This is a genomic window from Wolbachia endosymbiont of Onchocerca gibsoni (assembly GCF_029169405.1).
Taxonomy (GTDB): domain Bacteria; phylum Pseudomonadota; class Alphaproteobacteria; order Rickettsiales; family Anaplasmataceae; genus Wolbachia.
The window spans coordinates 458995-481606 of record NZ_JABUMP010000001.1; the positions used below are offsets into that span (position 1 = coordinate 458995).

Consider the following 22612-nt stretch of genomic DNA (forward strand, 5'->3'; position numbering starts at 1 on the left):
GTATATTCCTTTTAATGTTTCACTACTTTTATACAAGTAGCTTGTACATCTCTTTCACACAGTCCACTTCGGTTCTTTTTTGATTACCACTTGTTTCATCTTAGTCCTCTTTTACCTCACTTAAAGTACTAACCCAGTATTCCACTTTTTTAAAAAGCTCTGCAAAAGGTTTCATTGCCGCCAACATAGTTGAACTTTTTGACTAACATATCATTTATTCACCTTAAAATAATTCTTCCTCAAACATCATCTTAATAAAGTCTTTGATTCTTTGTTGATAATTTCCTTGCCCACCTTATACCTTATATAAAATGCTGCCACTTCTAGCATTGCCTATATCCAGGAACTTACCTTCTATATCTATCTTTATAAACTAAATTTTCTCTCCTTGATTCTTTCTGCTTAATATTACTCTCATTCTCCTTACTTCATATTGTGTTAAATCCCACTGGATCAAAATCAATGCTTGTAGTAATAATAAAATTCTTTATTTCACATTGAACTTTTTACTACTCTTGCTTTTTTAAACAAGCAATAAAATATTTTACTAAGCTAAATTTACCATTTTTTGTTAATAATCTACTTATAAGGACGTTTTTTTATCCCAAACACGTAGAAAAATAACACCTAAATACACCTCTTGATAGGTAATACCAAGAGGTAAAGACGACGGTTTATGCTCCAGGTAGAGTAATTTTTAGATATCTCCAACCTTGTATAATTTCGTGAATAATATCAATAAATAGTGAAAAAAGTAATCAACCTATATGTTCCAATATACAGATATCAGAGCATAGATTTAAAAGTATTACAAGATATGTTGTTAATATAGAAATTAATTACTTAATCTTTCACTTAAAATCAAATTCACAACATTAGGGTTAGCTTTTCCTTTAGTAAGTTTCATAACTTCTCCAACAAAAAATCCGTATAATTTTATCTTACCGCTTTTGTATTCTTGAACCTTATCTTGGTTGTCATTGATGATTTTGCTGATAATTTTTGATATTTGTTGTTTATCAGCTATTTGTTTCAAGTCCTGCTCTTCTATAATAAGAGACGCAGGTTTACCAGTCTCAAACATAATATCAAAAACCTGCTTACCAAGTTTAGCGGATATCGTTTCATCAACGATAAAATCCAAAAGTTTTGATAAGGCATTTGCTTTGACTGGAGAGCTCGTAATATCAATACCTGCTTTATTCAAACGACCGAAAAGTTCTACGGTTAGCCAAGTAACTGCGAGCTTTGAATCGTGCTTTTTTATTAACTCCTCAAAGTAATCAGCAATTGCTTTATCAGAAATAATGACGTCCGCGTCATATTCGCTGATACCTAGTTCCTTGATATATCGTAGTTTTTTTTGATCTGGTAATTCTGGTAAAGATGACTTAATAGAGTCGATTTTATCCTGGCTTACTTCAATAGGCAATAAATCAGGTTCAGGGAAATACCTGTAGTCGCTTGCATCCTCTTTATTCCGCATCACTTTTGTTTTTCCTAAAGCGATATCAAACAATAAGGCATCTTGATTTACCTCTTCACCATTCTCTAAAACTTTAATTTGCCTTTGTATTTCATACTCTATAGCTTGAATAATGTAGCGTATTGAATTTAAGTTTTTTATTTCACAACGAGTGCCAAATGTGCTACTACCTTTTGGGCGCACAGAAACATTTGCATCACAACGAAGTGAACCCTTTTCCATATCACCATCACATGAACCAATGTAACGCAAAATCTGCCTCAATTTTTTCATAAATTCTGCAGCTTCTATAGATGACCTAAGATCCGGCTCTGAAACGATTTCCATTAAAGGAACTCCTGCACGATTTAAATCTACGTAAGTTTTGCTTTTTTTATGGATGCTCTTTCCTGCATCTTGCTCTAAATGAATCCTTGCAATTCTTATTCCTTTTTCATTACTATCAATAAACACTATGCCGTTCTTAACTATTGGCTCAAAAAATTGAGTTATCTGGTAACCTTGCGGTAAATCAGGATAAAAATAATTTTTTCGGTCAAAATAAGAGCACTTATTAATCTCTGCAGAAAGTGCAAGGCCGGTGCGTATCACCTGTTCTATAGAGTAGTAATTCAGTATTGGTAGTGTACCTGGCATTGCTGCATCAAATAGAGAAACTTGAGTATTGTGCTCAGTACCAAACTTAGTTGATGAACTAGAAAATAGCTTTGTTTTAGAGGAAACTTGAGCATGCACCTCAAGTCCTATTACTGCCTCCCAATTCTCTTTTACCATGCATTTGATTTAAATAATAATTTAAATATTCTGTGAAATTAGCATAAAAAGTCAAAATAAAACTTATGATTTGAGATCGTCATGTTGTAAACGAATATTACAATTTTAGGTAAAAATGCAAAAACTACTTGACAATCTCCACCGGTTTCTTTCTACTATAACAATAAAGTGTTTAAAACAGTACCGTCGACACTGAAAACAGATAGTGAGTAAGGTTCTATTCGCCTTTTTCTTTATTTGATAAACTTAAATACCAAACTAGGTAATACTGGAACGATAAAAAATCAAACACACCTCTATTTATTCTCTTCTTTGTTATCTATATCCTGATAATCAGAATCTACCACTTTTCCTTCCTCACTATTTGATGTGGATGAGCTAGTAGAGTTTTCTCCGCCATGTTGTTGAGATTCTTTATACATAACTTCTCCAAGCTTCATAGATAATTGAGAGAGATTATTAATCTTCTGCTGTATTGAATTAGTGTCATTAACGTTACTAGATTTGCTAGCTTCCTTTAACTCATTGATTGCATTTTCAATAGCAGATTTATCGCTTGGTGAAACTTTATCACCATATTCCTTCAAAGATTTTTCTGTATGATGAATCAGATTATCTGCCTGATTTTTTACTTCAATAAACTTCTTACGCTCCTCATCTTCTTGTGCTTTCTCTTCAGCTTCTCTCACCATACGACTTATTTCATCATCAGATAGACCACCTGAAGACTGAATACGTATTTTCTGCTCTTTCCCAGTAGCTTTATCTTTTGCAGAAACGTGTACTATTCCATTCGCATCTATATCGAATGTCACCTCAATCTGAGGGATTCCACGAGGAGCAGGTGGTATTCCTTCTAAACTAAATTGGCCAAGCAACTTATTATCGGCTGCCAATTTCCTCTCACCTTGATGCACTTTGATAGTAACAGCAGCTTGATTATCTTCTGCAGTTGAAAATATCTGAGATTTTTTAGTAGGAATTGTAGTATTACGTTCAATAAGTGGAGTAAATACTCCCCCTAAAGTTTCGATACCAAGAGAAAGTGGTGTCACATCAAGCAATAACACATCTCTTACATCACCTTGAACAATTCCTGCTTGTATTGCAGCCCCAATTGCCACAACTTCATCAGGATTTACTCCTCTATGTGGATCTTTGCCAAAGAATTCTTTAACCTTCTCAATTACTTTTGGCATACGAGTCATGCCACCAACAAGCACCACTTCACCGATTTGACTAGCAGATATACCAGCATCTTCAAGAGCTTTTTTACAAGGGATCATAGTCTTTTTAATTAAATCATTCACTAAACTTTCAAGTTTAGCCCTTGTTAACTTCATATTTAAATGTTTTGGGCCACTTGCATCAGCTGTAATAAACGGCAGATTTATTTCTGTTTCCATTGCGCTTGATAACTCAATTTTCGCTTTTTCCGCAGCTTCTTTGACCCTCTGCATAGCCATCGGATCATTTCTTAAGCTAATGCCAGTATTTCTTTTAAACTCATCCAATAAATAACTTACTACTGCATCATCAAAGTCTTCACCGCCAAGATGAGTATCACCGTTTGTTGCTTTTACCTCAAAAACCCCATCACCTATTTCAAGTATTGAAACATCAAATGTACCACCACCAAGGTCATATACTACTATTGTGTGTCCATGTTTTTTATCAAGACCATAAGCAAGTGCTGCAGCAGTAGGCTCATTAACTATCCTAAGTACATTTAACCCAGCAATTTTTCCTGCATCCTTTGTTGCTTGGCGTTGTGAGTCGTTAAAATATGCTGGCACTGTTATCACAGCATCCTTTACCTCTTCTCCAAGATAAGCTTCCGCTGCTTCTTTCATGTTTTGCAGTATAAATGCACCAATTTGACTAGGAGAGTATTCTTTATTACTAGATGTTTTAACCCATGCATCGCCATTTTTTGCTGCAAATACTTTATATGGGACATTTAGATTTTTTATTTCAGGATCACTATGTTGACGGCCTATTAACCTCTTAGTAGCAAAAAAGGTATTACTTGCATTTGTAGTTGCTTGTCTTTTTGCAGGAGCGCCAATCAGTCTCTCTCCCGATGAAGTAAACGCAACTATGGATGGAGTAGTTCTTGCTCCTTCTTTATTTTCTATTACCTTCGTATCTTTACCATGCATTATTGCAACACAAGAATTTGTTGTTCCAAGATCTATACCTATTGCTCTCCCCATAATGAATACTCCCTTGTAAATATTACTTAACATAAGGATATATAAGTATGGAACTTGCCAATTACAAGTCCCACTTAAGATTTCTGGTTAGCTATTAGAGCTCAAAAGACGTGAAAGCCATCTAGTTAACCAAAAGTTATTTTGCAATCCACCTGAGTAATCAACCTTCTCATTGTCGCTACCCTCGATTTTATAACCAGAATTTTGCAGTGGCTTACAATCATTTAAATTAACATTATCTCCTCGTTTTAAAATGAATGCATCTACACTCAAATTATTATCAGCATTAACGTTCAATTTAATATTGAATTCTTTTTCAATCGTAGAAACTGTATCACGCTTATTATTAAAAATGTGTGTAATAATTGAGCTATGTGCCAATAAATCAAACGATCCATTTCGGTTTCTACTAGCAACATATTGTAATTCTCTTAATACTGATGCAACAATTACTTCATTTGATTTTACTTTACCAACTCCCCTACAGTGTAAACATTCTATAGTATTGATTTCCTGTATGCTTGGTTTAATCCTTTGCCTTGAAAATACCATTAAACCAAAGTCATTTATATAGCTAAACTGAACTTTAGCTTTATCATCTTTAAATGCCTGCCTAACGGCAAATTCAACAGCTCTGCAATATTGATATTTTAACATACCAATAAAATCTACTACTATTAACCCTGACAAGCCCCTTAAATTCACTTGTCTTGATATTTCAGGTACTGCTTCCATATTGGTTCTATAAGCTGTTTCTTCTATACTATCTTCCTCCATCATTTTCCCCGAGTTTACATCTATTGAAACAAATGCTTCAGTTAAAGTTATTATTAAAGACCCACCAGATGGCAATTTTACCCTATTGCTATATAGCTCAGAAACTTGATCCTCAATTCCGTAGTAAGTAAATATCGGAACAAAACCTCTATACAGCCTATAGCGTAACTTACTACCCTTTAATGCATTTTCAGTATATTGTTTTACTACTTCAAAAGCTTCTTTTCCAGATACTATAATTTCCACATCATTGCTACAAAAATCACGAATAGATCTCATAATCAAGTCTGCTTCGTTATAAATCAACGATGGAACATTTGTAGAGGAAGCATTTTTTTGAATGTTCTGCCACAGTGAAAATAGATAATTATAATCCTGCTCAATTTCTTTTTTACTTTTCCCTGAGCCAACGGTCCTTATTATTAAACATGACTTTTTTGGCAAGTCTATTGAATCAAGTATGTCCTTTAATTGCTTTCTGATATTAGCATCTTCAATTTTGCGAGATATTCCACCTTTGCTCATGGAATTGGGCATGAAAATACAGTATCTACCCACTAAAGTTATGTAAGTTGTAAATGAAGCTCCTTTATTACCTCGTTCCTCTTTAGTTAGTTGAACTAATATTTTTTGATTAACCGCAATAACATCCTGTAACTTGTACTTCTTATACAAAGATACTTCCCTTACAAAGCTACTACTCGATTCATTAATATTTTTATTAGCTGCAGAATCTGAAGAAACATTCGTTGATACACTACTATTTTCCTCTGTGTAATCACCATTTGAACAACTTTCAAAAAAAGCTTCCTTTTCCTTTTCTGAAATATTAAAATAATCTGGAGATATTTCGGAAAAAGATAAAAACCCTTGCTTATTTTTCCCATATTCAATAAATACAGCCTGCAAAGAAGGCTTTATACGCTTTACATGAGCAACGTATATATTTCCTCTTAACTGCCTTTTCTCTTTAAATTCTTGTTCAAACTCTACAACCTTATTATTGACTGATAAAGCAACCCTTACTTCATCAGAGCAGATAGAATTTTCTATCAATAGTAACCTTTTACTATTATTTACCACTTGCCTTTCATTCTAAACTTAATTCTATATTATTAATATACTGTAGATTGTCAAGAATCTTACGATCTATACTGTTCAAANGATACAAAATAGTTGACTTTTAGTGTTTCTTGTAATAAACTTAAGAGGAACTTATATTATAGTATTAAGTATGGCAAAAAAGAATGTTTCTTTGCTTGTTAAGCTAGTTAGTAGTGCAGTTAAGAAAACAAGTACCGGTGAAGAAAAATTAACGGGCTATTTTTACACAAAAAAGCGTAATCCAAAAAAGCTCATTAGAAAACTAGAGTTTAGGAAATATGATCCAGTAGCCAGAAAGCATGTATTGTTTAAGGAAGAAAAATTAAAGTAGTTTTCTATAAGGAAGTTTTTTGTCATGCAAAATTTACAATTAAGTTATCCAATAGTGATAGAGTTGGGTGACATAAAAGACACAAAACTGAAATTAATGAAGGTTATCGCACAGCTAATAAGTAAGAAATATAGAACACAAAAAAAAGCAGCAACTGCTCTAAAAATTGATCAACCTAAAGTATCTCAAATTAATAAGTCAAAAATCGAAGGGTTTTCTTTAGAGTACCTGTTTAACTTACTAGTTGCACTTGGTCAAGATGTAGATATGGAAATAAGGTATAGTTCTAAATCTATATAATAAAGATTTTTATTATCTTTAGCTTTAATTAAATTTCTATATATAGTTTTTCTATTTTTTGCTGTGCATTACTTCTTGAAGTTATAAGCTAGAATTAAGATGTACTTAGTGAAGGTGATGCTTCTAATATTATTAGAAGCTTCTCCAAGTCCTAAAGTTGTTATTGAAAAGATGATAATGAATAAACCGAAAATTACAAAGGACTAATTAAAAGCCTTCGCCCTAAAAATTTTATCTTCAGTACTTGCATATCATAAACATTAAAAGTTGCTATTACACATCAGTACCGCGTACATGCTGAATGTTTCTACAAGCTTTTAATAAATATTTACTAGTTCATTTTTAGATATATGAATATATTATGAATCCTATGAAAAAGAAACAATTGTAACTGCGCAAACCAAGAAATTAGCAGTGTAAGGGTGATCATGAGTAAACGCCTCAATAGTAATTGTAAGAACAAGTGAAAGAAAATCTCCAGTTATAATCCTTTTAAGATACATAAAAAGCCTTATATGATTTAAGCTTGTTCGGAAAAAAATAAGTACCGTTTATCTAAAGCCAGTCATAACTTTGTCATAGATTGTTAAAATTCTATATTAAGTACTAATTTGACAACTTTTTCAACAAACTCTAGACAGCATATTTTTATACCGCTGCTCCTGTACTAAAGGCTAATACAGCAATTTTGCGAGAACCGGTGTGTAAATAACTCCTTAGCACATTCAAAGGAATGTTTTTTTTTATTTTCTATTCCTTCATCCACGTCTCAGGTTCCAGGAAAAGGCACTTTAAAAACAGAAAATAATAGATTTAAAAATGCATAAAGTTTTCAACTTTTCGCAAAGAGTTACTATATGGTTATGAGTGAATCTTGCAAAGTTACATACTCAAAAGTTATACTCTATTGATATATGGCTTCGACAATCTGTAGTGAGCATGAGCGTACAAATTTACTTACTAAATGGAAATCAGATTCGGATATAACTTACTATTTTATCACCATGGATGTGATTCACTAGTTTTCTTAATCGCAATTGGAAGTTCAGTTACTATAAAGGATACCATATAATTTTTTATTATATTTGCTTAAATTCATCATTATTTAACCATGAAACGGCTCTTTAATTTACTCGAGAGAGGTATTTGCATTAGATGTTTCCTTATTCATCCTCTATAGTTTAAGTACTGATGCTTTAAGGCCTTTACTCCGTCATGACAATTCTATGCTTCAAAATTATCCATGAAACTAGGTGATCAGTTTAGAATCATTCCTAGAATAGGAGCATTTCTAGCACGTAGAACTTTCAGACTTAGCAACGGTGATTAGACTGTATAAAGTGTAGATCTGGCAACTAGAACTCTCGGAATAATAAGTTTTTTTGATTAGACCAATCATCAACATAGAGTTCTGTTAACTAAAATTTCTCTAGCACCTTCTATAATTAAGTTATGTATTTTAAGCAAACCTAATCTTATCAATATCGATATTATCCATTGCTAAACAATGCTGCTAAGTGAGAAGATAGATGTTCTTTATGAATGAAACTTTTTTATTAATATTTACGTTAATCAAGCCGCTTGTTTGATCACTATATTGCACTTAGAATAGCTTCAGTCTAGATAATTTTGAAATATAAATACCAAACTTACAAGCAAAGATAATTGCTCACAATAGTTTTATTAACACTAGCCTATTTTTTTTGAAATATCCGCACTTACTCAAAATTTCAAAGAAAATACTTTATAAGTAGCATTGATCTTATTTGCATAGTCTTCGAATTATCCTTTTCAGATCAGGCAGAAGAATTATTTAATTACCAAATTTGTCACAAATTTCCAAGATACCTGATAAATGCACTTGTGCTTGGAAAATACAATGTAAATTCTTATAAATTAAAAANAACACCCTTTTAGCTCTAGGTAAGGTAGATAGCTTTCCAATTCTTGTTTAGGTGAATACTAATAAGTTAGTACAGGTAAATGAGGACTTCATAAAAATTCTAGTCCATTTATCGGATGAACTACTCAATAAATGTAAAAGGAAAGCGAAAACATCTGGACTACTGTATAATTTTTTACCATTTTTTTAACTTCTTATTTACTGAAGTGGTAAGTTCAAAATTGACGAGGCGTGAAAACTAAGATCTAGCGTTTCTATCTTGCCTAGGATGAATTCAACTTCTCTTTGCAACATGTTCTATATCTGTTTTCAAATCTCAAGCATATCGTGTATGAAATCCAAAAAAAACAAATTTTCAATAATAGGATGAGCTTGCTTTGCTAAAAAACTATCTTATATGTACTTCTTTTGCAGCCACATTGAAAAAATGTGTAATTTTTTGCTTACACGTATCCATATGAAAGCTTTGTATCGTTGCTTTTAATCTAATTTGTGATTTTTGCGTAATCGCAAAGTCAAATCTCAGAAAATTGATAAAAGCTTGAACGTTGGTAAGTATATTCAACTTTCCACTCAAGGAGGTTAGCTTCATTAGTCTGAGAACATGCTTAATACTAATAGATATACTATCCTCTGACAGATCTAGATTTTCTTTTTTAAAAGAACTAAGATTTAAACGATAGTGGAAAATTTAAAAAAATTATTCATTTATAAGAAGGTAAAAAAACTTGTGACCAATCACCATATCCATGACGAAATACAAAGCTGCAGTTTATGTCTTTTGAAAGAATATTTATTGAATAATTTACGTTACTTTTAGTGTTATTCATACTGAGTATAATATGTAATCTTGATGTGTTAGAAAAAAACAGGTTGCATGTAGCAAAGGCAATTAACTCTTGTTTCGAAAGCTCTTCCTTTGAACTCATCATTGTATTTTCGCTATCTAAAATTGTCAGCATAATTATGTAGCTGAGTTACCTGTGTTAAATTCAAGGTTTCACAATTTGTCTCTCAAGTTTTCAGCTTTAAAAAATAAGGTGCTACCTGATCAGCAAGATGTTTTGTACTAAATTCTTAGGCTTTGGCTGCTGCATCATGATCATTGGAGAAAGAGAAACTGAATAAATAAATCCTTACACCTATTGATAAGATAATCCTTTATAATATTAGAACAAGCAACATATGCACTAAAGTATCATAAGATTTTACTAACAGTGTCTGAAACTAAATGTGGAATTTTTTTAAAGGTCAACAGTAGAGAAGCAGTACCCATTATGTCCAATAATACCTGTTGAATGTGTTTTATTTAAATACAGAATGCTTTACGTTCTTTCCTAAGATTAAAAAATTTTCTCTGTTGATACGATGCTCCGTTCATGTTGAAAATTGTTTCAGTAATAATGAATTTCAATAGTTCAGTCTAATATAGGTTTNCATAACTCATGCTTATTGGAAAAGATAATAGATTTACTACCACGAGTGTTGATTAATTCGATAAGTTTCTAAGGAGTGTTAAATTAGTCTGGAAGCCAGAGTTAAAAATGAGAGCTAACTCAGTTCTTTTATCCTAAACGATTTTTTTCTCAAAGTCTTTAAATATTTTTTATTACCTAAAAGTAACTGAGAACAGGTAGACTCTATTACAAATCACTGGTTCTACAAGTTTTATTGCCTAAAATAGTGTTTCCTATTGACTTGAATAGAGGTTATTTTTAAAATAAAAAAATTAATAAAACTCTTACCATTTAAGTTAAAGTTTCTTATAATCCATGATGTTTTTCTTTATTTCATAATATATTACAACACTCATTATATAGCTTGTACATAGTCCTGTTCTCTTATCAAGAAAGAACTTAAATCATGAAAGAAATTAACTTTTGCTAAGAACAATGTACACGTACTTAGAATTAAGGTATGTTATGGTAATATTCTTAGTATGGGTATTATTAAAACTAGTAAAGATCAAATAAAGATGCTCTAATCTCTTTGCTAACTTGGATGAGCCTTCAGAATCAGTACCAGTTAATATACTGATAAAAATTCTTAGAGCTCCTCTTGAAAACATAGCCAATGTTGATGATTTATTCAATTTTTTTTGTACTGTTACAATAGTTGGAATTATACTGCAAAAGTTCTATATTCGTTTATTAGCTAGGTGGAAGGAAAAAAAAGTGTAGGACGAACTTGCAAGCACTATGTTCTTTTACTGGTACCAATTCTGTTTTTACGGTGAAAAGTTATTTGTAGCTTACAATCTAATACTAAACAAGATAGTTATTACTTATTTCAAAAATTAGGCTTCCTAAAGCTTGCTCTATTTAGAAAAAATTAAGAACTCTCTCTACGAGAAGGACGGCTTTTTAAAATAGAAAATTATCATAAATTTTCCTATTTTTCTCAAATTAATCATCGTTATCCTTTTAATATAAATTACTTATTACTTAAATAATATAGCCATTTTAAACATTTTTTTATTGGCTAGTTCATAGAGTTAGTGTCATATATATAAGATGTTAAAATAATCTATTATAGTGGATTTATATAAAAAAGCTAATAAAACACAACTAGTGGCTGAGGAGGGATTTGAACCCACAACCAAGAGATTATGATCCTCCTGCTCTGCCAACTGAGCTACTCAGCCTAATATTAAAAATCCTACTATATATATGATCTATATATTTTATATAATATTCAAAGTTAAATAAAGATTCAAGCTTTTCAGAGTCAATAACTTCAAGTAAAGACTTATCTTGTTTTAATTCAGACAAAAAATCACTATTGTCTCGTTTCACTTTCATTGCGTTCCTTTGAACGATTTCATATGCTTTTTCTCTTGTTAGACCACTCTGCACTAATTTAAGTAATATGCGCTGTGAGAAAATCAAGCCTTTTGAAGAATTTAAATTTTTTTCAACATTTTCTTTATTAATCACCAATTTATCTACTAAATCTGTTAATCGCACCAAAGCAAAATCCATTACTATGCAAGCGTCAGGAGCAATGCATCTTTCCACAGACGAATGCGATATATCTCGTTCGTGCCATAACGCAACATTTTCTAACGCAGGAAATATATAACTACGTATTAAACGTGAAAGTCCAGTTAAATTTTCACTTAAAATAGGATTACACTTATGTGGCATAGCAGAACTTCCTTTTTGCCCAGTAGAAAAATATTCGGAAATTTCTCCAATCTCAGTTCTTTGCAAATGACGAATTTCAATGGCAACATTTTCTATTGAGCTTGCGATTACCCCTAAAACTGAAAAGAACATGGCATGTCTATCGCGAGGAATTACTTGAGATGACACGGTTTCAGGTATAAGTCCCATTTTCCCTGCTACATATTCTTCAACAAATGGATCAATATTTGCAAAGTTTCCTACTGCACCTGATATTTTACAAGTTGAAACTTCTCTTTGAGCATTGACTAGCCTTTGATAGTTACGTTTAAACTCTGCATAAAACCTAGCAAATTTTAACCCGAGTGTTGTTGGCTCTGCGTGCATTCCGTGACTACGTCCTACACACACAGTATCTTTATAGTCCTCAGCTTTTCTCTTTAACACTGTAAGTAAATTCTTTAAGTTCTTGAGCAAAACATCACACGATTCTTTCATCTGTACAGCAAGACATGTGTCCAATACATCAGAACTCGTCATACCATAATGAAGGTAACGAACGTCAACCCCTACTTTTTCAGCAACATACGTTAAAAAAGCTATAACATCGTGTTTTACAGTGGATTCAATCTCATTAATACGTTCAATATCAAATTTGATAGCACCAGAAAGTTTTTTAGCAACATCGTTTGGAATTACTCCTAACTCTGCTTGAGCCTCACATACTAATCTTTCTATCTTAAGCCATATATTAAACTTATTGTTTTCCTTCCAGATGGCAGATACTTCTTCACGACTATAGCGAGGAATCATTAAACGACCTCCGTTTTATTTCTAGCATGTAAGAACCAAGATTACATGCTGAAATGATACTAATTTAGTTATAAAAAGCATTTTTCTGTGGTCGTAACCAGAATCATCTTTGATCAACTTTATCACTATCAGCAGTTTCTTTACCTAAATTCTGTTTAACCTCTTGTTGTTGCAACTCTTGGCTTTGCAATTTTACCTGTCTCAACTCATGTGCATCTGTTTCTGATCTAACAACATACACAGTGATTGGTACCACTACTTCACTATGAAGCTCTATATTCACTTGATACTGACCTAAATTTCTTACCTTCACTCCATTAAAAGATACTTTACGGTAATCAATTTCATGTCCTTGCAATAAAGACTTTGCAACTTCTTTTGTTGTTACAGAACCAAAAATTTTACCATCCTCAGAAGCTTGCTTCACTAATATTACAAACTTATCGATAAGAGATGCTGCCAGCTCTTTTGCTAAATTTAATTTTCTTATATTTTCCTCTTCTAAAAAGGAACGTTGCTCTTCTAGCTTTGCTATGCTCTCCCTAGTAGCTTTAACTGCCTTTTTTTGTGGGAAAAGAAAATTACGTGCGTAACCAGGCTTCACTTTTACAATCTCACCTAGTTTACCAAGCGTTCTTATATTTTCCTTCAAAATCACCAACATAAATCACCTAAGCTTTTTTAGTACAATAAGGAACAAGAGCTAGAAAACGTGCCCTTATAATTGCTAAACGAAGTTTTCTTTGCCTTCTTGCACACACACCCGTTAATCTTCTGGGTAATATTCTGCCATAGTCAGAAGTAAACTTAGATAACAAATCTGTATTTTTATAATCTATATCCTCATCTTTAGATGTAGCAAGAGGACAAGCTTTAGAACGTCTAAACCCAGTCCTATTATTCATAGATAGATAAGAACCATTAAAACTATTTCGTTTTTTTACCATTATGCACTTTGCTCCTCAACTTGTTTATTTATCATATGAGATTTACCTTCAGAAAATTTATCAACTTGTACAGATAAGTGGCGAATAATATTCTCATTAAGCTTTATTCTACGTATAAATTCGTTCATAATACTTGAGGTAGAACTTATGCACATCATACAGTAATGACCACTCTTCATCTTATTTATTGGATATGCGAAATCTAGAAGACCCCAATATTCATATTTTATCAATCCTGAAGCTTCAACATTTTCTAGAATCACTTTCAATGTTTTATCTAATTGATCTAGGTTTGTTATTTCACAATCTTTCAAAATCTCTTGAAGAACCTTTGCTAAATTCTCTGAAATGCTTTCTTTTAAAGCATTTGCTACATTACGAATAAATATACTCTTAGCAACTTGCTTACCACCCTCCGAGAGCTTTATAAAATTTTGTGTTATTCCTAAATCTTTTAACCCACTTTTTAGCTCTTTACCAATTTTCAATTTAACTTCTTTCAAATTTGAAAGATCTCCTTCCAGGTCGACCCATAAAATTTTTGCAAAATTTTCCAAGAAATTGGAATAATTAACTAAACTTTCTTGAATGGTATTAAACCGTGCTTCCAATTCTTGCTTCGTAAGCTTGTTATTTTCCAGAAATTTTTTGACTTTTCGAAAAATAACATCTATCTTAATGCTTTTTAATAAAACAGCTAGTTCTTGGACCATCTCTTCTACTTCTTGCTGTAACAAGCTCTGCTGCGCTACAAAAGTAAACTCATAAAGACCCATTATGTCTTCCCTTGATGCTAACCAAATTTTTTATTATATATGACTTTTTTATATAGGCAAGCTATTTGTATCAATCTCTATACTTTTAACCCAACTTAAATTGGATATTTCATAAGCAATCTGAGGGGTAATTAAATATGTATCCGGCAACAAGATGTTTACCTTGTATTTTTCAAAAAAGAGTTTCAACATTATCTTGGTCCTGCCACCACTTTTCAACACTGAATTTAGTTCCATAGCAATTTTTTGCGAATTTGCATATCCAGTTAAGATTAGTCTTTTTATTATAGAAGTGATTCTATCTGTAAATTCAGATATATCCTTTCCTGCTAATCTTGTTATATTTTCTGAAGTTTCAAGATCAATTATAACAAATGTTCCTGGCGAAAATAGACTTCTTTTCTCTTCTATTACTTCATTTTTGTAAAATGCTATTTCAGAAACATTATATGGGTCAGAGAGCGTAAGTATAACAAATCTTCCACGCTTTGAGGTTCTTATACGTACATTTAATACTACACCAGCAGTTTTTGTCGTTTTGCCCTCTCCAATAAATCCAATATTTAATTTTTTCAAAAGAGTTCTAAATCTTTCAAGTGGATGATCGGTTAAGTAAAATCCCAGTGAAAATAACTCGTGCTCTAGTTTTTCTTCTTTATTGAAATCTTTCACATCTTTAAGTTTCGGCTTTAGGACATCAAGATTATCAAACAAACCAGCTTGATTTGACTCCTTATGTTGTCTGTTTTTATTTGCAAAGTAAATCAATGTGTCTATTGACTCGTACAGCTGCCTTCTGTTTTGATGCACACTATCAAATGCTCCGGCCTTAATTAGGCTCTCTAGTGCTCTTTTATTTATTATATGTCCAGAATTTTGAATGAATTCCCATATATTCCAATAAGTGCCCGAATTTGTGTGCACTATTCCCTCTGCTATAGAAGAACCAACATTACGCAAAGCTGCAATACCATAGCGTATATATTCACCCTCTATTGAAAATAGAGCTTGAGACTTATTTACGTCAGGTGGAAGAACAGTAATCCCACAAAGTTTTGCAGCATGATAAAACAAGTTCAGCTTATCTCTGTTGCTAATATTCAAATTCATCAAAGCTGTAAAAAATTCTAATGGATAGTTGGCCTTGAGGTAAGCCGTTTGGTAAGATATCACTGCATATGCAGCTGCATGAGATTTATTAAATCCGTAACCAGCAAATTTTGCAACAAGATCAAAAATATAACTTGCCCTGTCATAATCAACAGCATTTTTCATTGCTCCTTGGATAAAAAGTTCACGTTGCTTATCCATCTCTTCTTTGATTTTCTTACCCATAGCACGCCTTAATAAATCTGCTTCAGCTAAGCTATATCCAGAGAGAATACGTGCTATTTCCATTACTTGCTCTTGGTAAATTATTACTCCAAACGTTTCTTTTAATACTTCTTCGAGTAAAGGGTGAATATAGTCTGGTTTTTCAAGTCCGTGTTTTCTTGCAATGTAAGTTGGAATGTTATCCATAGGTCCTGGACGATAAAGGGAGATTAAAGCGATAATATCTTCAATACAGTCTGGTTTTAACTTGATTAGAGCCTCTCTCATTCCAGAACTTTCAAGCTGGAACACCCCGATTGTATCACCTTTTGAAAGCATTTTGTAAGTTCTGTAATCATTTAATGAAATTGAAGAAATATTGATTTTTTCCCCATTACGATTAATTAAACGGCATACATGATCTATTAGTGTTAATGTGCTAAGTCCGAGAAAATCAAACTTTATTAGCCCAGCTTTTTCCACATATTTCATGCTGTACTGAGTGATTGGCAAAGTAGAATTTGGATCGTAATAAACAGGAACAAAGTTTTCTAATTTTTGGTCGCATATCACAATTCCAGCAGCATGAGTTGAAACGTGACGATATATTCCCTCAAGCTTAAGAGAAACATCAAGAAGTTTTGCAATCACTTCATCACTGTCTCGCTCTTTTTGCAGATTTTGATCAAGTTCTATTGCTTGTGACAGAGTCACAGGGTTTACTGGATTAAACGGAACCATTTTAGATATTTTGTCCACTTGAGCATAAGGCATCTGTAACNCCCTCCCAACATCTCGTAGTACGGCCCTTGCCTGCAATTTCCCGAAGGTGATTATTTGAGCGACATGACCGTACTTCTTTCGTACATAATCAATAACTAAGTCCCTCTTTTCTTGACAAAAATCGATATCAAAGTCAGGCATCGATATACGATCAGGGTTTAAAAATCTTTCAAAGATCAGACCAAATTTTGTTGGATCGAGGTCTGTGATCTGTAATGCCCAAGCAACAATTGATCCAGCACCAGAACCTCTTCCTGGACCAACTGGGATGCCATTTGCTTTGCTCCAACGAATAAAATCAGAAACTATGAGAAAATATCCAGAATAATTCATTGAAGTTATCACGCTCAGTTCGTAGTTCAGACGATCATAGTACTGCTCAATGTTTATGTCTATTTCATTTGCAATGCGTAATTCTAAACCTGTAATTGCTTGTTCCCTCAGTTCTTCATTTTCAGTTTTATTCTCTCGACAAGGAAATTTAGGCAAAATAGGCTGCCTACTTCTTGGCATGTAAGAGCATCGCCTAGCTATCACTAAAGTGTTATGAATTGCTTCAGGAATATCACTAAATAACTCCTTCATTTCCATTACAGACTTAAAATAATGCTCAGTGGTTGGTTTTTCTCTATTCTTTTCGAAAGAATAACTTACCTCTGATATGCACGTTAATATATCATAAGCTTCATAGTCAGATTTATTTAAAAAAAATACGTCGTTGGTTGCAACAAGTGGTACATTGTGCTGATAAGCAAAGCCTATTAAGGCTTCTTCAAGTTCTAATTTTTCATTAAGCCCATGACGCTGCAATTCAACATATAAATGACCATTGAATGCTGAGAACAGTCTTTTTACTGTTTCCTTATCCTGCTTCAATAATAATTGAGCTAATATTCCATCAGATCCACCGGTTAAAGCGATCAGGCCTGAACTTAAACTTAATAACTCAGTAAAATCGGTATAAGGAATATCGTTGCTGTTTTTGCGCTTTCTAAAAGACTCACTTACTAAAGTAACCAAATTGGTATATCCTTGCTCATTTTTTGCAAGTAATAATATGGGTAAATTTTGTTCTGATTGTCGAACTATAATATTGCATCCTATTATTAGCTGTATCCCCCTACTTGCTGCATATTCTGCAAATTCAAGTGAGCCAAATAAGTTACCTGAATCAGTAACTGCAACTGCTGGCATTCTATATTGCAAGCAAAGGCTGATCAGTTCCTCAATTTTGACTGAACTCTCAAGCAATGAATAAACACTGTGAACACGCAAGTGTATGAACATAAAAAACTTCAAACCAGCAATAAAAGAATACCATTAATTTACTTACAAGGATATAATTTCATGGAAACGAAAGCTTACTCAAAGTAACAACAAAAATTCCTTAATAACCCTTAGCTAGTTCCTTTACTATAAAATTAAAGTGTTTAATTTTCAGTTATGTAAATTAAATGATGAAAGCACTATGTAGTTTATGTTTTAATATTTAACTTTTTGTACTGTGTATACCTTATATTTTTATACCTTTTCTAAGGTTTTACCTATACATAGTCTAAAACATATGCTTATAAGGCACTTAAGGTAATATAGAATACAAGTTTATAAAAAAGAGAGCAAGTGACTAATTATTACAGTGTTTTTTACCTTTTTTCTTTGTTTAACAAACTTTTTAGGCACTTATAGCTTTAAAGTCCAAGAAACGTCATCTCAGTACTAAAGCATTAGGATCCGGAAGTTTCTTAAGTTAGTGAACATAAAAGTAACTGCTTTATGCAAANGTAACGTTTTTATGAAAAATTGAAATCAGTATTAACTACTTAAACAACCCTTTTCTAGGCTTATCTATTGCATTGTATGCGGCTTCAGCTCATTAACATGTAAACTCTTCAGTCCTACCTTATAGTTAGGATAAATTAGAGAGATACTAAAATCTTTTTTAATTTTAACATTACTCACTTTTTTTGATCCTAAGTAAAAACTTTGTGCATAATCTGGTAAAGAAGAAATTTCTATCAGCTCTGGAACGCTAACATTTAGAAGTTTGGCTGCATATGTTACCACCTCAGATTGAGTAGCAGGTAAATTGTCTGCACAGTTATATATTTCCCCAGGTTTTATATTCAGCATAGAAGAAAATAAAATATTAGATATATCTTCAACGTGAATACGAGAGAAAAGATGCCCTTCTTTTTGCACATTTCTTGCTTTATTAACTTGTAAGTCAACTAGTATGTTTCTGCCAGGACCGTATATTCCAGCTAAACGAAAAACATGTACAGGTAACTTGCTATTTAGCCATTTCTTTTCGGATTTAAGGCGGCTTTTTCCTCTGCTTTCTACAGGTTTTGTTTCAGATTCTTCTGTAACCCAATTACCAGAGTGATCACCATAGACGCTAGTTGTAGACAAATATCCAAGCCATTTAATATTTTGAAAATAATGACCATATCTCTCTAGCACATCATCACCATCCGGTGGAATGGAAACTAAGACATGTGTTACGTCTTGAAATATATCTTTGCTTACTTTTTTGTAATTAAAAAGATTAATGCTTTGTACATCTTGACTCTTCGAAGTACCGCTGATTTTCCAATCTAAACTCAGTAAAATTTTTGATAAAAATTTAGCTACATACCCATAACCAAAACAAAATAAATGCATAGAAACTAATTTTTAAAATTTTTCTTAATAAACTCTACACCTAATTTTATTCCCTCTTCATTGATAATATGTCCTAATCCATGAATTGGGTACCCCTCGACATTTATTCCATTTTTCTTTAGAGCTTTAACCGTTAAGTCAAGAAAAGAAAAAGATACTATATCATCGGCATCGCCATGAATAACACACATATTAGGTTTTGACTTGATGTTTGGTGCAACTTTTGAAGGTGAAAGAAATCTACCAGAATATACAACAACCGATGCACAAGATTGAGTGCGGGTAAGAGCTGTATGTATCGCAAGCATAGCTCCTTGAGAAAATCCGACTAAAGAAAGCTGTGTATCTTTTAGGCCAAACTTTTTCAATTTTATATCAATAAAATGATTTACTATTAATGTGGCATTTTTGACTCCACTGTACAACGCTTCTTCACTGCGATTTTCTAAACTAAACCACTGATAGCCGTTACCTATTTCTCTTTCAAAAGGAGCATTTGGTGCTACAAAACACGAATCAGGTAAAGACTTGCTCATAACTTTGGCAAGATGAACAAAGTTATCACCACTTGATCCCCAGCCATGTAAACAAACAATCAAATTTTTCTTGTTTCCACTTACACAAATTTCTGGACCTTTAAGTTCAATCATTTCTTTTCTTTTTGTATTTATACTTTTATCTAGCATTAATTTGTGCTTTTGTAAAAGCTATATTCAATGTTCTCATTATTAATGAGAAAAGAAAATTATGTTTGTGTAACAGGTTATTTAGGTATATATTATAAACTTATTTAACAAAAACTATGAATATCGACGATAAAGCAGTTTTAAAAATTTACAAACCAACAAAAACTGCAACCCAATCTGGTTTGGGTAACACACGTTTCTGGTATCTAAAAATTAAGCCAGATTCCTATTATATTGAACCTCTGATGGGGTGGGTCGGTTCAAAAAATCCAAAAAACCAAATCATATTAAAGTTTAATTCCCTTGAACAAGCAATATCATATGCAAAAAAACGCAACGTTAAATTCATAATTGAAATGCCAAAAAGTACTAGGAGGTTACCAAAATCTTACGCAAGTAATTTTACATCAAAGTAAGTTTTATTGTAGTTTAAATCTTATGGATGCTTTTATATACATAATGTATCACCACAGTGTCAGTTACTTAGATGATAGGAAGAATTTATTATAATACTGATACCTGTAAATTTATTGCGCGATTTTTGTGAATGAAAATGAACTCATTTTAAAGATAGTTCTAGGAAAAATTACTTAATTTTAAAAATAACCTTAGAAATATATACAAAGGGTACCAAGAGCAATAATGTAGTATATCATCACCCTTTTATTATATTTTTATATTGAAATATGATGACTCCATTGATAAACCATACAAAATTACCAAAGTTGCTTTTATATCGTTGTATGATAAAAGTAATAAAATACTAACTCTTAGTGGAATCCTGTAACAGCACTAAACCATTTTAGCCACCTTTATTACTACCATGCATTGAAAAAGGGAAAGAAGATTTAAAGTTTGAAATTTACAATTATAAATGGTAAAAAAAATTGAGTAAGTATGACATGGATTACATTTTATACAAAAGTTTCTTCAAGGAAGCAAAAACAGATCGTGTAAGTAATATAACTCCTTTGTCTATTTTAATGATAAATTAGTAAATGTAGAACTTCAACATATCTTGTACCAGGAAACTTCTGGTAGTGGTGTTAAATAAAGCATATTGAAAGCATTTTCTCAGTAAAACCTAAGAACTTATTAGTATATAGCACAAAATAAGAATGGTAAATACTATTTTTTGAACAGAAAACAAATATTATTGATTCACGAGATGATAAAGTGTTGTAAAAAGCATAATATCTTACAGTACAGAAGAAGCAGAAAAGCAACAGCAAATGATATACATATGCTATCTAATATACTAGATGATATATTATCATCAAGTAAGTGCATTTATTAAATTTCTCACAAAATGTCCTATAGGTAAACAACTAAAAACTCTTACTAACACTACTATACTAATGACAAACAATTATAAACTCTATAGAAAAGTGCTTAACCGACGACCAGTTCAAGGCTTGGTAGATTATTGTTAATCACTGACTACAAATCTAGTTTAGAAATTAAACGAAACAAAACTGAAAATTATTTCTCTATATTTAAATGAAGATCAACTCTTATCTTTTATTAAAGGATTGAAACCAAATCAGATAAAAAACACCTGATCTAATTTGAAAGCAAACCAGTCCAGAGTACTTATTTAAAATATAGACTATCATCAACTTGTAGAACTAGCAAAAGATTTAGCTGAATAATATTTAACCATTCTTCCTAAAGAACTGAGTAATTACTAAATTTAAGTTCTAGTAAACATTTTAGAGAAAGATAAATTAAGAGACTTAATTGATAAGCTAGATTACCGTAAACTNAAATGGTAGCTCAAAATCTAACCGATCCTAGAAAAGTTAAAGTTATAATTAATTCCATAATTGATGAAAAACCCTAAATTTTCATTCAGAGCGTACATAATAAGCAATTAGCAAAACTTCTAAATAATCTCGATTGCGAAAGAGTTTAAAGACATTTATTAACAAGCTATCTTACGAGAAGAATGTTACTCGTGATTGGGAAACCTTAGCAACCAAGATCAATTAGTAAAGTTGACTAAATACACTTTGGAAAGAGAGGAAAGATTTTTGAAAGTGTAATAATGTTTCTCCTCAAGATTACAATTCTAAACCTCATAGAGAAGCATGACATGTATTTAACATTAACCCAAACATCATAAATTAGTATTTATAAGCCTAAAGAGAAAGTAGTGTAGTGTCGAAGGCTGGTTTAAAATTTTTGAACAACATTTTGAGTAGTTTATATGTATAATAATTTATAGAATAAAGTTCAATCCTTGAAGAGGAATGATGCTTATAGCAATACAAGAAAAAAGACTAATGAAAAGCAATAGGTTAGATTATGAGAATATCGATCTGTTATGCTAAAATAAGTACTGACAAGTATGTAACAGACTTGAAAAAAGTAGCAAAATGGCAAATAATGTAAAAAACGTTAACAAGTTAGCGCTAGATATAAATAAAGAAACTGTTAGTACTTTAAGTACTGGGTTACAAACAGTACAAGCCTAAATCTAAGAGGCACTATCGATAATAGTTAAATATTTGATAAAAAATCTTAGTAACTTAGAATAATAATTAACTGGTTTTTAATGAGGGAAAACTAGTATTTTTCAGACCTATATAAATGTAACATATAAAATTATAG

General features: G+C 31.9%; 13 protein-coding genes and 1 tRNA gene. 3 read left to right on the forward strand and 11 right to left on the reverse strand.

Annotated elements, in window-relative coordinates:
* Nucleotides 1–835: 835 nt before the first annotated feature.
* The 3 genes from gatB to HSX44_RS01750 all read right to left on the reverse strand — a co-directional run bounded on the left by gatB (nucleotide 836) and on the right by HSX44_RS01750 (nucleotide 6336).
* Nucleotides 836–2260: an Asp-tRNA(Asn)/Glu-tRNA(Gln) amidotransferase subunit GatB gene (gene gatB / locus HSX44_RS01740; RefSeq protein WP_275602040.1), complete on the reverse strand. Its 1425-nt coding sequence runs from the start codon at nucleotides 2258–2260 to the stop codon at nucleotides 836–838.
* Between the two features lie 296 nt (nucleotides 2261–2556).
* Nucleotides 2557–4476, reverse strand: coding sequence for a molecular chaperone DnaK (gene dnaK, locus HSX44_RS01745; RefSeq protein ID WP_275602041.1), 1920 nt, complete (start codon nucleotides 4474–4476; stop codon nucleotides 2557–2559).
* An 87-nt stretch (nucleotides 4477–4563) separates the two neighbouring features.
* Nucleotides 4564–6336, reverse strand: coding sequence for an Rne/Rng family ribonuclease (locus HSX44_RS01750; protein WP_275602042.1), 1773 nt, complete (start codon nucleotides 6334–6336; stop codon nucleotides 4564–4566).
* Nucleotides 6337–6487: 151 nt separating this feature from the next.
* Here HSX44_RS01750 and rpmG point away from each other — a divergent pair, with 151 nt between their 5' ends.
* Nucleotides 6488–6688: a 50S ribosomal protein L33 gene (rpmG, locus tag HSX44_RS01755; RefSeq protein ID WP_275602043.1), complete on the forward strand. Its 201-nt coding sequence runs from the start codon at nucleotides 6488–6490 to the stop codon at nucleotides 6686–6688.
* Between the two features lie 24 nt (nucleotides 6689–6712).
* Complete coding sequence (locus HSX44_RS01760) at nucleotides 6713–6988, forward strand: helix-turn-helix domain-containing protein (protein WP_275602044.1); 276 nt, start codon at nucleotides 6713–6715, stop codon at nucleotides 6986–6988.
* A 4474-nt stretch (nucleotides 6989–11462) separates the two neighbouring features.
* Here HSX44_RS01760 and HSX44_RS01765 read toward each other — a convergent pair.
* The 8 genes from HSX44_RS01765 to HSX44_RS01800 all read right to left on the reverse strand — a co-directional run bounded on the left by HSX44_RS01765 (nucleotide 11463) and on the right by HSX44_RS01800 (nucleotide 19963).
* A tRNA-Met gene (locus HSX44_RS01765) sits at nucleotides 11463–11535 on the reverse strand.
* On the reverse strand, nucleotides 11498–12829 hold the full coding sequence (gene purB / locus HSX44_RS01770; protein WP_275602413.1) for an adenylosuccinate lyase: 1332 nt from the start codon (nucleotides 12827–12829) through the stop codon (nucleotides 11498–11500). The genes HSX44_RS01765 and purB overlap by 38 nt, the downstream gene beginning before the upstream one ends.
* A gap of 103 nt (nucleotides 12830–12932) precedes the next feature.
* Entirely contained in the window at nucleotides 12933–13493 is a 561-nt protein-coding gene (gene rplI / locus HSX44_RS01775) for a 50S ribosomal protein L9 (RefSeq protein WP_275602045.1), read from the reverse strand.
* Between the two features lie 7 nt (nucleotides 13494–13500).
* Nucleotides 13501–13776 (reverse strand): 30S ribosomal protein S18, encoded by a 276-nt coding sequence (gene rpsR / locus HSX44_RS01780; protein WP_025264144.1) that lies wholly within the window; start codon nucleotides 13774–13776, stop codon nucleotides 13501–13503.
* Nucleotides 13776–14093, reverse strand: coding sequence for a 30S ribosomal protein S6 (rpsF, locus tag HSX44_RS03995; RefSeq protein WP_410543456.1), 318 nt, complete (start codon nucleotides 14091–14093; stop codon nucleotides 13776–13778). Before rpsF ends, rpsR begins: the two co-directional genes overlap by 1 nt.
* 507 nt (nucleotides 14094–14600) lie before the next feature.
* Nucleotides 14601–17936, reverse strand: a complete 3336-nt coding sequence (dnaE, locus tag HSX44_RS01790) for a DNA polymerase III subunit alpha (protein WP_275602047.1) — start codon at nucleotides 17934–17936, stop codon at nucleotides 14601–14603.
* A 558-nt stretch (nucleotides 17937–18494) separates the two neighbouring features.
* Entirely contained in the window at nucleotides 18495–19313 is an 819-nt protein-coding gene (locus HSX44_RS01795; protein WP_275602048.1) for an SDR family oxidoreductase, read from the reverse strand.
* Between the two features lie 5 nt (nucleotides 19314–19318).
* Complete coding sequence (locus tag HSX44_RS01800; RefSeq protein ID WP_338063364.1) at nucleotides 19319–19963, reverse strand: alpha/beta hydrolase; 645 nt, start codon at nucleotides 19961–19963, stop codon at nucleotides 19319–19321.
* Between the two features lie 152 nt (nucleotides 19964–20115).
* Between HSX44_RS01800 and HSX44_RS01805 the strand changes: the two genes are divergently transcribed.
* Entirely contained in the window at nucleotides 20116–20415 is a 300-nt protein-coding gene (locus tag HSX44_RS01805; RefSeq protein ID WP_275602050.1) for an NADH dehydrogenase ubiquinone Fe-S protein 4, read from the forward strand.
* The last annotated feature ends 2197 nt before the right edge of the window (nucleotides 20416–22612 follow it).